At 73.6% G+C, this 12,362-nt stretch carries 8 protein-coding genes; 6 read left to right on the top strand and 2 right to left on the bottom strand.

Annotation, left to right across the window (positions count from 1 at the left end; all coding sequences use genetic code 11):
• Position 1 precedes the first annotated feature (1 nt).
• The 6 genes from ACPPVO_RS09425 to ACPPVO_RS09400 all read left to right on the top strand — a co-directional run bounded on the left by ACPPVO_RS09425 (position 2) and on the right by ACPPVO_RS09400 (position 8,157).
• Positions 2-1,147, top strand: a complete 1,146-nt coding sequence (locus ACPPVO_RS09425) for an exonuclease SbcCD subunit D (protein ID WP_426510834.1) — start codon at positions 2-4, stop codon at positions 1,145-1,147.
• Positions 1,144-3,621 carry an AAA family ATPase gene (locus tag ACPPVO_RS09420; RefSeq protein WP_426510833.1) on the top strand — a complete coding sequence of 826 codons (2,478 nt, stop codon included), beginning with the start codon at positions 1,144-1,146 and terminating at the stop codon, positions 3,619-3,621. The genes ACPPVO_RS09425 and ACPPVO_RS09420 overlap by 4 nt, the downstream gene beginning before the upstream one ends.
• On the top strand, positions 3,618-4,556 hold the full coding sequence (locus ACPPVO_RS09415; protein ID WP_426510832.1) for a hypothetical protein: 939 nt from the start codon (positions 3,618-3,620) through the stop codon (positions 4,554-4,556). Before ACPPVO_RS09420 ends, ACPPVO_RS09415 begins: the two co-directional genes overlap by 4 nt.
• The gene (locus ACPPVO_RS09410) at positions 4,553-5,440 is read left to right on the top strand and encodes a DNA-3-methyladenine glycosylase family protein (RefSeq protein ID WP_426510831.1); all 888 of its coding nucleotides are present in this window, start codon (positions 4,553-4,555) and stop codon (positions 5,438-5,440) included. Before ACPPVO_RS09415 ends, ACPPVO_RS09410 begins: the two co-directional genes overlap by 4 nt.
• A 66-nt stretch (positions 5,441-5,506) precedes the next feature.
• Complete coding sequence (locus tag ACPPVO_RS09405; RefSeq protein ID WP_426514588.1) at positions 5,507-6,592, top strand: ATP-dependent DNA ligase; 1,086 nt, start codon at positions 5,507-5,509, stop codon at positions 6,590-6,592.
• Positions 6,589-8,157: an alpha/beta hydrolase gene (locus ACPPVO_RS09400; RefSeq protein ID WP_426510830.1), complete on the top strand. Its 1,569-nt coding sequence runs from the start codon at positions 6,589-6,591 to the stop codon at positions 8,155-8,157. Before ACPPVO_RS09405 ends, ACPPVO_RS09400 begins: the two co-directional genes overlap by 4 nt.
• A gap of 1,984 nt (positions 8,158-10,141) precedes the next feature.
• On the opposite strand, the gene ligD is transcribed toward ACPPVO_RS09400, so the two are convergent.
• Together ligD and ACPPVO_RS09390 are read right to left on the bottom strand one after the other, a co-directional pair.
• Positions 10,142-11,155, bottom strand: coding sequence for a non-homologous end-joining DNA ligase (gene ligD / locus ACPPVO_RS09395; protein WP_426510829.1), 1,014 nt, complete (start codon positions 11,153-11,155; stop codon positions 10,142-10,144).
• 296 nt (positions 11,156-11,451) lie between these two features.
• Positions 11,452-12,129 carry a hypothetical protein gene (locus tag ACPPVO_RS09390; RefSeq protein ID WP_426510828.1) on the bottom strand — a complete coding sequence of 226 codons (678 nt, stop codon included), beginning with the start codon at positions 12,127-12,129 and terminating at the stop codon, positions 11,452-11,454.
• Positions 12,130-12,362: the final 233 nt, after the last annotated feature.

Raw genomic sequence — 12,362 nt, 5'->3', positions numbered from 1 at the left:
TTTGCGGGTACTGCACACCTCCGATTGGCATGTCGGCAAGGTCCTCAAGGGACAGTCGCGATCGGCCGACCACATCGCGGCGATCAACGGGCTCGTCGACGTGGCGAAGGCCGAGCAGCCCGACCTGATCGTCGTGGCCGGCGACCTCTACGACACGGCGAGCCCCACCGCCGAGTCCACGAAGATCGTCACCCGCGGCCTCTCGGCGCTGCGCAAGACCGGCGCCGACGTGGTCGTCATCGGCGGCAACCACGACAACGGCAAGGCGCTCGACGCGCTGCGCCCGTGGGCCGACGCGGCCGGGATCACCATCCGCGGCGCGATCGGCCGGCCCGAGGAGCACCTCATCCCGGGCACGACCCGCGACGGCGAGCAGTGGCGGCTGGTCGCCCTGCCGTTCCTCTCCCAGCGCTACGCGGTGCGGGCCAGCGAGATGTTCGACCTCACCGCGGCCGAGATCACCCAGTCCTACGCGCACTACATCGGCGACCTCATCAACCACCTCGCGAAGGGCTTCGCCGCCGACACGGTGAACCTGCTGACCGCCCACCTGACCGTCATCGGCGCCACGATGGGCGGCGGCGAGCGGGAGGCCCACTCGATCATGGGGTACGCGGTCCCGGCCACCGTCTTCCCCTCCTCCCTGCACTACGCGGCGCTCGGGCACCTGCACCGCGCCCAGTCGGTCGCCGGCCCCTGCCCGATCCGCTACAGCGGCAGCCCGCTGCCGATCGACTTCGGCGAGGAGGAGAACCTCGTCTCCGTCGCCGTCGTCGACGTCACCGCGGGCACCGCGGCGCGGGTGCGGGAGGTGCCCCTCCCCGTCGTGACGCCCCTGCGCACCGTGCGGGGAACCCTCGCTCAGTTGTCCACACTGGACACCGGTGACGCCTGGCTGCGGGTGTACGTCCAGGAGTCGCCCCGCGCCGGCCTGCGCGAGGAGGTGCAGGACCTGCTGCCCAAGGCCCTCGAGGTGCGCATCGACCCGAAGCTGCTGCCGGGTCCGGGCGCCGGGCCGGGCGAGGCGCCGCGCGCGGGCCGCTCCGCGGGCGAGCTCTTCGCCGACTACCTCGACCAGCGCGGGCACGCCGACGAGGCGACCGTGGCCCTGTTCCACCGGCTGCACGACGAGGTGATGCACTCATGAGGCCCGTGCGCCTGGATCTCGACGGCTTCACCGTGTTCCGCGAGCCCACCACCGTCGACTTCACCGACACGGACTTCTTCGCGCTGGTCGGGCCGACCGGCTCGGGCAAGTCGACGGTGCTCGACGCCGTCTGTTTCGCGTTGTACGGCACCGTGCCCCGCTGGGGCGACCGGCGCGCGATCGCCAACGCCCTGGCCCCCTCGGCCGCGGAGGCGCGGGTGCGGCTCATCTTCGAGTCGGCCGGGAAGCGGTACGTCCTCACGCGCGTCGTCCGCCGCGACGCCAAGGGCGCGGTGACCACCAAGCACGCCGGTCTGGAGATGCTCGCCCCCGGGCTCGACCTGGCCAAGCTGGAGTTCGGGCTCGAGCAGGACGACATCGCCGAGGTCCTCGCCGGCACCCCGGGCGAGGTCGACACCGCCGTGCTGACCGTCGTCGGGCTGCCGTACGAGCAGTTCACCAAGTGCGTGGTGCTGCCCCAGGGCGACTTCGCCGCATTCCTGCACGCCAAGCCGGCCGAGCGGCAGAAGATCCTGGTCAACCTGCTGGGGCTGGAGGTGTACGGCAAGATCCGCGAGCGGGCCCAGGCCGAGGCCACCACCGCCGAGGCCCGGCTCAAGGTGCTCGACGACCAGCTGCACGCCCTCGCCGACATCGACGACGCCGCCCTGGCCGCCGCCTCGGCGCGGGTCGAGGCGCTGGGCCGGGTCACCGCCGCCGTGGACGCCATCGTGCCCCGGCTGGCCGACGCCGACCGGCTCGCCGGCCAGGCCGCCACCGCGCTGGCCGCCCTCGACGCGGAGATCGGCCGGCTCGCCGCGGTGACGATACCGCCGGATGCCGCCGGCCTCGCCGCCTCCGCCGCCACCGCGCGCGCCGCGGTCGCCGGGGCGATGGATGCCGCCCGGGCCGCCGAGGAGCGCGAGGAGAAGCTGCGCGGCGAGCTGCAGTCGGCCGGGGACGCGACGGCCCTGCGCCGCCTGCTCGACCACCACGCGGCGCGGGCGCGCCTCGTCGCCGAGTCCGGCTCCGTCCGCGCGACCCTGGCCGGCGCGGAGGCCGAGCACCGCAAGGCCGCCGCGGCGCTGGAGTCCGCCCGGGCGGACGCGCGTTCGGCCCTGGCCGAGCTCGAGGCCGCCCGCGAGGCCTACCAGGCCGCCGTCGCCGCCGACCGCGCGGTCGCCCTGCGCCCGCACCTGCGGGTCGGCGACGCCTGCCCGGTGTGCACCCAGACGGTCCACGAGCTGCCGACCGTCCCGCACGAGCCCGCCGTCGCCGCCGCGGAGGCCGCCGGCAAGCGCGCGCGGAAGCGCAGCGAGGCCGCCGACAAGGCGGTCGAGGAGCGGGACCGCTCGGCGCGCGACCTCGACCGGGCGCTCGCCACCGCGCGGGCCCACGCCCAGCAGCTCGAGCGGCGGCTGGCCGAGCTCGACGCCGAGCTGGAGGGCGCGCCCGCGCCCGAGGCGCTGCAGCGCGACCTCGACGGCATCGCCGCGCTCACCCGCCGCCTGGAGCAGGCCGGCGCCGAGGTCCGCAAGGCCCGCGAGGCCCAGCGCGGCGCCGCCCGGCAGGCCGACACCGCCGAGGAACGGCTGCGCAGCGCCTGGCGCGCCTTCGACGGGGCCCGCGACGGGCTCGCGTCCTTCGGGCCGCCGCCGGCCAACCGCGACGACCTCGCCGACGCCTGGGCGACCCTGCACGGCTGGGCGACCGGCGAGGCGGGCCGCCGCCGGGCCGGGCGCCCGGCGGCCCAGGACGAGGTGAGCGCGGCCCAGCGGGGCGTCGCCGGCATCCGCGACGAGCTCGCCGCGCGGTTCACCGAGGCCGGGCTGCCCGCGCCGGGCGGCGACCCGGCCCGCGACGCCGCGGTCGCGCTGGAGCGCGCGGACGCGGCCCGGCGCCGGATCGAGGAGCGGCGCGCGGACGCCGCGCGGATGCGCGAGCAGCGCGACGAGATGGGCCGCGAGGCGCAGATCGCCAAGGCCCTCGCCCAGCACCTGCGGGCGGACCGGTTCGAACGCTGGCTGCTCGCCGAGGCGCTCGACTCACTCGTCGAGGGGGCGTCGCGCACGCTGCGCGAGCTGTCCTCCGGGCAGTACGACCTCGGGCACGAGAAGGGCGAGTTCTTCGTCGTGGACCACCACGACGCGGGCCTGCGCCGGGCCGTGCGCACGCTGTCCGGCGGGGAGACGTTCCAGGCCTCGCTCGCCCTGGCGCTGGCCCTGTCCGAACAGCTCGCGGGGCTCTCGGCGGCGTCGGCGAGCCTCGAGTCGATCGTGCTCGACGAGGGCTTCGGGACCCTGGACACCGCGACGCTCGACACGGTCGCGGTGACGCTGGAGAACCTGGCGGCGCGCGGCGACCGGATGGTCGGCGTCGTCACCCACGTGGGCGCGCTGGCCGAGCGGATCCCGGTGCGCTTCGAGGTGCGCCGCGACGCGCGCACGGCCCGGATCGAGCGGGTGGGCCTGTGAAGCTGTTCGTCGACGCCTGGGACCCCGGCTACGGCCAGTCGTTCGAGGCCGGCGAGTCGGGCCCGCAGGCGCCGAGCACGGCGCAGGTCGAGCCCGGCGTGGAGCTGCCCGCGGACGCGTGGCGGCCGGTCGACCCGCCGCCCGGGCTGGCGCCGCCGGCCACGGTGCTCATCGTCGACGGGGTGCAGCGCATCGACGCGCGGGTCTGGATCACCGACGACGAGGGCGCCACGCACCCGGGCATCGCCGCCTCCTACGCCGCCGGGGTCGTCCGCTGCGAGCTGGACCGGGGCGCCGCGCAGATCGCCACCGCGCGCATCGAGCGGGGGCTTTTCACGCCCGCCGAGAACGTTCCGGCGGTCGTCGCAGGCAACATCCGGTACCCCTCCCGGCGCATTTCCCGCGGTGAGCCGAAGGACCTCGCGCTGGGCGTGCAGCGGCACATGCGGGCGCTGGAGGTGGGCGTCTCCGGCGAGGAGCGCGCCGACGGCGACCTGCTCATCGTCGACGGGCCGCTGCAGGAGCGGGCGCACCTGCCGCAGGCGCTGGGGTACATCAAGACGCACCGGGTCGAGTACCTGCCGGCCGAACTGACCGCCGTCGTCACCGCGCTGCGGGGCGGGCAGCGCACGCCGGTGTTCCTGCTGGGCACCTCGTGGAACCGGTTCGCGTGGTACCTGCGGCTGCCCGGGCCCGCGGGCGCGCCCTGGTCCGGCATCGTGCGGGCGGAGTGCTCGGCCGATCTGACGTACGCGGACGCCGTGGCCCTGGCGCACCTGTCGGCGGTCACGCTGCCGCGGTTCGCCTCGCAGGCGTACAAGGACCCGCGGGCGCCGCAGAACCTGGTGCCGATCGCCGGGCTGGAGCGTAAGCTGCGCGCCATGCTCGGCGACGCCCGGTTGCTGCACCGCGCCCTCTCGCGGGCCGCGGCGTGAAGGTCCCACCGCGCTACGACCTGGCCGGCACCTTCCGCGGCCTGGCCGTCGTGCAGGGCGACATCACCCTGGCCATCGGCCACCGGGAGTCCTGGTTCGCGACCCGTACCCCCTCCGGTCCCGGGACGATCGCCTATCTGCTCCAGGGCGATGATCTTGTTTTCGAGGCGTTCGGCCCCGGCGCTTCCTGGCTGCTGGAGCGCGCGGACGCGATCGCCGGGCTGCGCGACGACGTCACCGGCTTCGCCGAACTGGCCCGCGCCCACCCGCTCGTGCACCGGCTCAGCCGCGAGCACGCCGGGCTGCGCATGGGCGCGACCGGGCGGGTCTTCCACCACCTGCTGCCGGCGATCCTCGGGCAGAAGGTCAGCGGCAAGGAGGCGCACGACGGCTACGTCCGCATCGTGCGCAAGTTCTCCGAGCCCGCGCCCGGCCCGCGCGCCGGGCTCTACCTGCCCCCGGAGCCCGAGATCCTCGCGGCCACGCCGTACTGGGCGTACCACCCGCTCGGGGTGGAGCAGAAGCGGGCCGACACGCTGCGCCGGGCCGCGGCCCAGGCGGCCGCGCTGGAGCGGTGCGCGGACGCGGCGAGCTGCACGGCGCGGCTGGTGAGCATCGCCGGGATCGGGCCGTGGACGGCGGCCGAGGTGACCCGGGCCGCGTACGGGGACGCCGACGTCGTGTCGGTCGGCGACTACAACATCAAGAACAGCGTGGCGTTCGCGCTGACCGGGGCCGCGCGGGGCACCGACGAGCACATGCTGGAGCTGCTCGCCCCGTTCGCGCCCCACCGCGGCCGGGTGTGCGGCCTCATCGCCCGGGCGGGAATCGGCGCCCCGCGGTTCGGCCATCGGATGCCGATCAGGTCCTTCGCTCGGTTCTGAAACTTGTCGTACCCGTGTGGTTGACTTGGCCTCGTGGAGCTGCCTGTCCTACCGCCAGTCGAGCCGATGCTCGCCAAGAGCATTCCCAGCCTGCCCAGCGCGCCCGGCATGAGCTATGAGCCGAAGTGGGACGGGTTCCGTTGCATCGTGTTCCGCGACGGCGACGAGGTCGAGCTGGCCAGCCGTGGGGGCAAGACCCTGACTCGGTACTTCCCCGAGGTGGTCGAGCAGGTCCGCGACCAGCTGCCGCCCCGCTGCGTGGTCGACGGCGAGATCATCGTCATCCGCCGCGGCTCGGGCGAGCCGAAGCTCGACTTCGAGCTGCTGGGCCAGCGCATCCACCCCGCCGCCTCCCGGGTGAAGCTGCTCGCCGAGCAGACGCCGGCCTCGTTCGTCGCCTTCGACCTGCTCGCGCTGGGTGACGAGGCGCTGGTCGAGCAGGGGTATTCCGTGCGCCGCGCCCGCCTCGCCGAGGCCCTGGGCGACGTCAAGCCCCCGATGCACGTGACCCCGGTGACGACCGACATCGCGGTGGCCCAGGACTGGTTCGAGCGCTTCGAGGGCGCCGGCCTCGACGGCGTCATCGCCAAGCCGGCCGACGGGTTCTACGAGCCGGGCAAGCGCACGATGTTCAAGATCAAACACTCCCGCACGGCGGACGCCGTCGTGGCCGGGTTCCGCTGGCACAAGGACGGGCCGATCGTGGGATCGCTGCTGCTGGGGCTCTACGACGACGACGGGCGCCTGCACCACGTCGGGGTCGCCGCCTCCTTCACCCGCGAACGCCGGGCGGAGCTCGTCGAGGAGCTCGCGCAATACCGCGAGAACGTCGTCGACCACCCGTGGAACTGGGCCGGCCAGGCCCCGGGCAGCGCTGCGCAGAGCCTCGAGTCGGTCCCGGCCGGCGACGCCGCGACGCGCCTCCCGGGCGGGGTGAGCCGCTGGACGGGCAAGAAGGACCTGTCGTTCGTGCCGCTGCGCCCGGAGCTCGTGGTCGAGGTCGGCTACGACGCCATGGAGGGCGACCGCTTCCGCCACACCGCCCAGTTCAAGCGCTGGCGGCCCGACCGCGACCCCGGCTCCTGCACCTACGAGCAGCTGGAGCGCCCCATCCGCTTCGACGTCGAGTCCGTCCTGGCGGGCCGTCCGTGACGCGCCTTCGCCGGTTCCTGCCGTTCCTGCTGGTGGCCGCGCTCGCCGCGGGGTGCACGTCGGGCACGCAGTTCACCACCCCGACCTCGGGCCGCCCGCTCGCCAAGCCGTCGACCGGCGCGTCGGGCGGCGGCGCCGCGAACAAGTCCGGCGGCCTCGACATCCCGGCCGCGGACTGGAAGGCGTGCCCGGACGCCTACAAGGGGGTGTTCCCGACCCCGCCGCAGAACGTGGAGTTCACCTGCGCGACCGTGAAGGTGCCGCGGGACTGGAACAACCCGAAGGACTCGGGGACGTACGACATCGCCATGGTCCGCGGCCGCTCCACCTCCCAGCGCGACCGGGTCGGCTCGCTGTTCATCAACCCGGGCGGCCCCGGCGGGTCCGGTTACGACTACGGGGTCTACCGCTCGGTGTATCTGCCGGCCGAGATCGTGCGCCGCTTCGACATCATCGGCTTCGACCCGCGCGGCGTCGGACGCTCCTCGCCGGTCAAGTGCTTCTCCGACGCCGACCTCGACCAGAACTTCGGCATCGACCCCGACCCGGTCAGCGACGAGGGCTACCAGACCACGGTCAGCCTGACCCGCAAGCTGGCGCAGAGCTGCGGCGACAAGCTCGGCGACCAGCTGCCGCTGTTCTCCACCGAGCAGACCGCCCGCGACCTCGACGCGCTGCGGGCCTCCGTCGGCGAGGCGCAGCTGACCTACCTCGGGTACAGCTACGGGACGCTGCTCGGCGCGGTCTACGCCCAGCTGTTCCCGAAGAACGTCCGCGCCTTCGTCCTCGACGGCGCCGTCGACCCGACCCTGTCGATGCAGCAGGCCGCGGAGAAGCAGGCGGCCGGCTTCGAACTGGCCTTCACGAACTTCAGCAAGTGGTGCGCGAGCAACGCGCCGTCGTGCCCGATCGGCCCCGACGCGCGCGCAGTGGTCATGAAGGCCATCGCCGACGCGCGCGCCAACCCCGCCCAGGGCGCCGGCGGCCGCAAGGCGACGTCGGGCTGGGTCTTCACCGCGGTCGTATCGTCGCTGTACAGCGAGTCGTCCTGGCGCCTGCTCGCCCAGGCCATGGACGACCTGCGCAACGGCAAGCCGGCCAAGATGTTCCAGCTCGCCGACGCCTACGCCGAGCGCGGCCCGGACGGCCACTACTCGAACATGTTCGACGCCAACTCCGCCATCAACTGCGCCGACTCCGACAACACCCCGACGGTCGAGCAGGACCGCACCCTGCAGGGCCAGTGGCGCCAGAAGTACCCGCTGTTCGGCGGCCCCCTGGCCCTGAACCTGATCTGCGCCCAGTGGCCGGGCAAGCGCGACCCCTACCCAACGGGCGCAGCAACGGGCTCAGCCCCCATCGTGGTAATCGGCACCCTGGGCGACCCGGCCACCCCGTACGAGCAGGCCCCGGCCTTGGCCAAAATGCTGGGCGTAGGCACTCTGGTCACCTGGAAGGGCGAGGGCCACACCGCCTACCCCCAGACGGGCTGCATAATCGACGCCGTAAACCGCTACTTCATCGACCTAAAGGTCCCCCCAACCGGCACAACCTGCGAAAAGTAGCACCAGCGCAAACCCAGGAACCCACCCACCGCCCGGCCGCCCCACCGCGCTGCCGCCGCGCGGCCGCCCCCGCCGCGCGGCCACCGCCAGGCCGCCCCCACCGCGCGGCCGCCCACCCCACCGCGCGGCCACACGGTGCCCGACCCACCGCGCGCGGCAGACCCACCGCTCGCCCGCCCCACCCACCGCGCACTGCGCACCGCCCGGCCGCACGGCGCCCACCCCACCGCTCGCCCCACCCACCCGCCCGCTGCACACCGCCCGGCCACACGGCGCCCGACCCACCGCGCGGCTGACCCACCGCTCGCTCGCCCACCCACCGCCCGGCCACACGGTGCCCGACCCACCGCTCGCCCGCCCCACCCACCGCCCGCTGCACACCGTCCGGCCACACGGTGCCCGACCCACCGCTCGCCCGCCCCACCCGCCGCTCGCTGCACACCACTCGGCTTCTGGCCGCCGGGCGACCCCGACCTCTGACCTCCACCGCCAGGGCCGGACAAAGCACTCCGCAGCGCACCGGTCTCGCCGCCGACCTCCGCAACGCCAACGCACCGCCCAACCGACGCGACCAGCACCCCGCGGCAGAACCGCACTGCGCCGAGCGTGCAGTATTGCTCCGCGCAAGACGTAGCCATGACGCGCGCCCCCGAGGCACGAACCGAGGCGTGGGCGCTTTCCGTAGAACGCCTTCTTAATTCGGCTGCCGAGGATTTGAGACCGGCGGCCCGTTGGCGTAGTAGTCGACTGGCGCCAATTTTCGTGGGCCTCGACGGACTTGACAATCCATCTGCCGACGCGGGCCATGATCGTAAATTCCGCGTCTTGGCGAACCGACATGCCGACCCGATCGTGATGGCAGTTCAGCGCGGGGTGAATGCGCATCGCCGGGCCGTTCGTCGCTGTCCATACTTTGCTCTGGCGCGGGATCGCCGTCATTGTCGATGATGCCGTGCTCCATGGGGTGTCGACCCGCCGGAACAAGAGGTCCGACCTGCTCAACCGACGGGACCGGACACCCTTCCAGCCCAGCCGAAGGGACCGGACACCCTTCCAACTCAGTCGACGGAACCGGCAGGACTGCTGGGCATTCGGGCTGCCCAACTGGCGGAACCGGCGGGACCGCACACGCGGCCCTTACAACTGGCGCAACTGGCGAGACCGACCGTTCGACCTGCTCAACCGACGAAACCGACCCGCCTGACGCAACGGCAGCCGCAGCCCGCTGCTCGTAGCCCGCCTTCGCCTCCGCCGCCCGCCGCGCAAAGCTCGCATACCCCGCCACCTCACTGCCATATTCCCGCCGAAGCTTCTCCGCATACCGCCGCTTCAACCCCCAGTAGCGACGCTCCGCATGCTCCCGCCGAAACGCATCTTGAGAAGGCGACCAATTCCGCGCCCGAGTCCGATCCCGCATAGCAGCCACTTGCGCCCGAGTAAACAACGATATCTGCCCCACCACTCATCGATTATCCCAACCCACCCCCGAAACCCGCCGCCCCACTTCATATGGCGCACAAATCCGGAACCACCGAATGATGACCCGCACGGACCCGCCGGCAAAACGCGGCCTAGAGGAATAACCGTGCGCAACAACGAGCAGGGACCACGCTTACACGTTGCGGGAGCGCAAGCTCCCGCCGCCATCGGCCGAGCGTCGTTTGTCAGCCCCAAAGTCCAAGTAACCCCGCGCTCGTGGCCACAGCGGACTAGCACGCCACCACCGCACCCGGGCCGATCGACGCCCCTGCATCAGGCGGCCCGTGCTCCCGGTCACGCCCCAGCCACGGCGCGGAGACGCCGTGACTCCGGTCGAGGCCTGCTGCGAGGACATCGGTCGAAGCCCAGCCCGAGGCCGCCGCAGCTCCGGGTCGCGACCCGGCCCGAGGCCGCCCTGGTCGAAGCTGGATGCGAAGCGCCGTAGCTCCCGATCAAAGCCCGACCCGAGAGCGCCGCCGCCACAAAAAGCGCCAACGGCGACCGGTCAGGACTCCTGTTTGCGCGCCCGGCTGGGCTGGACCCGCATGGGCTCGCCCTCCATTTTCGGGTACTCCGGCGGGTACGGCATATCGCCCTCCCCGTTCGTCGCGTCCCGCGCGGACCAGTCGAGCAGCTCGGAAATGTCGTGGGCCACGTCGTCGATGCCGGCGTGCGGGTCGCCGATCTCGGCGATGCGGGCCGGTACCGTGCGCAGGTCGAAGTCGTCCGGCTCGACCGAACCGAGCTCGTCCCAGCGCAGCGGTGTGGAGGCGGTCGCGCGGGGGTTGGCGCGCAGGGAGTACGCGCAGGCGATCGTGCGGTCGCGGGCCATCTGGTTGAAGTCGATGAACACGCGCTCGCCGCGTTCCTCCTTCCACCACTTGGTGGTCGCCTGGTCGGGTGCGCGGCGTTCGACCTCGCGGGCCAGGGCGATCACCGCTCGGCGGGCCTCGACGAAGGTCCATTGGGGCTTGATCCGGACGTACACGTGCAGGCCGCGGCCGCCGGAGGTCTTCGGCCAGCCCGTGAAACCGAGCTCGTCGAGCACGGTCTTGAGCACGCCCGCGACCTCGGCCGCGTTGCGGAAGTCGGTGCCGGGCTGGGGGTCGAGGTCGATGCGCAGCTCGTCGGGGTGGTCCACGTGCGCCTTCCGCACCGGCCAGGGGTGGAACACGATGGTGCCCATCTGGGCCGCCCACGCGACGTGCGCGAGGTCGGCCGGGCAGAGCTCGTCGGCCTTGCGCCCGCTGGGGAAAGCGATCTGCGCTTTTTCAATCCACGGTGGTACCCCACGAGTCGGCACCCGCTTCTGGAAGAACGCCTCTCCGTCGATCCCGTCGGGGAAGCGCTGCAGCGTGGTGGGCCTCTCCCCCAGGGCGCGCATGATCCCGTCACCGACGGCAAGGTAGTACTCGAACACGTCCCGCTTGGTGAACCCCCGCTCCGGAAACACCACCCGATCCGGACTCGTGAGCCGCACAGGCCGCCCCGCGACCTCGACCTCCAGCGCATCGGCCATGCCAAGGACCTTACGCCGCACCCGCCCCGCGCGCGGCCACCAAGCCGCGCCCACCCCACCCGCGCCGCAGAGCCCAACCCGACCACGCGGCCGAGCCCAACCCCGACCGCACCGCCACGCCCGGCCAGACTCAGCCGCCTCGTCCGCCCCGACTCAAACGACACCGGCCCCCGACAATGACCCCGACGCCCGTGACAGTCCACATTCGCCGCCGTCGCGTCCACCGCGCCGGCACGATCGTCACCACCTCGGGTGCGCGGCGGACGCCATCGCCCGCCGCGCGCCCGGGCCGCAGATCAGCGCACGCGGCGGGACGGCTGCCGCCGCGGCCGGCGTCCCGAAACGCTCTGCAGGTCCTCGTCGTCGGCGGCGCGCCGGCGGTTACGCGGCCCAGGCACCCGTGTCGAGCCGGTCTCGTCGTCGGGATCGCCGCCGAGCCGCGTCAGGTACAGCACCCCGGCGCCCCCGATGATGAAGGCGAACCCGATCGTGGTCATCATCGACGACGACGGTCCCGTGGCCGGAAGGGCGCCGAGCGAGGTCGGGCCCGGGCCCCCGGCGGCCGTACCGGTGACGCCGCCAGTGCCGGCGCCGCTCCCGCTGTTCGGGCTGACCCCCGTGCCGGACCCACCGCTGCCGGTGACCGGTCCGCCGTTGCTCTGTCCGCTGCCGGCCGGGCCGCCGTTACCGTGCCCCGCGCCGTTGCCCGAGCCACCGTTACCGTGCCCGGCGCCGTTGCCCCAGCCGCCGTTACCCGACCCGCCGTGGTGCGAGTGCCCGCCTCCGTAGCCGTTGTCCGAACCGTTCGCGGAGCCGTGGGTCGGGGTGTCGCTCCTCCAGGTGCGGGAGTTGCCGCCCGCGCCGTAGCCGGAGTGCGAGCTCGCGCCCGCGCCATGGCCAGAGCCAGCGCCGTAGCCGGAACCCGCGCCCGCACCCCAGTCGTGGCCAGAGTTCGCGCCCGCGCCGTAGCCCAAGTGCGAACCCGCGCCCGCGCCGTTGCCAGAGCCAGGGCCGTAGCCGGAAGCCGCGCCCGCGCCGTGGCCGTAGCCCGAGTGGGAGTTGGCGCCCGCGCCGTGGCCAGAGCCCGCGCCGTAGCCCGCGTCCGCGCCTGCGCCGTGCCAGGACGTGTTCGTCGCCGTTGGGGGGGCTGTTTGTGGCCCGGGAAGGAGGTCTCCGCGTCCAGCAGCTGCAGGGCGCCCGCCGCAAC

It is taken from the genome of Dactylosporangium sp. McL0621 (assembly GCF_049995355.1).
In the GTDB taxonomy this organism is placed as follows: Bacteria; Actinomycetota; Actinomycetes; order Mycobacteriales; family Micromonosporaceae; genus Dactylosporangium.
Note: the sequence above shows the minus strand (reverse complement) of the source record. Positions and strands in the feature narration are given on the sequence as shown.

Bases quoted from the DNA above. Each gene is read 5' to 3' on its own strand.
- ACPPVO_RS09420 (WP_426510833.1), top strand. From the start codon at position 1,144: ATGAGGCCCGTGCGCCTGGATCTCGACGGCTTCACCGTGTTCCGCGAG.
- ACPPVO_RS09405 (WP_426514588.1), top strand. From the start codon at position 5,507: ATGCTCGCCAAGAGCATTCCCAGCCTGCCCAGCGCGCCCGGCATGAGC.
- ligD (WP_426510829.1), bottom strand. From the start codon at position 11,155: ATGGCCGATGCGCTGGAGGTCGAGGTCGCGGGGCGGCCTGTGCGGCTC.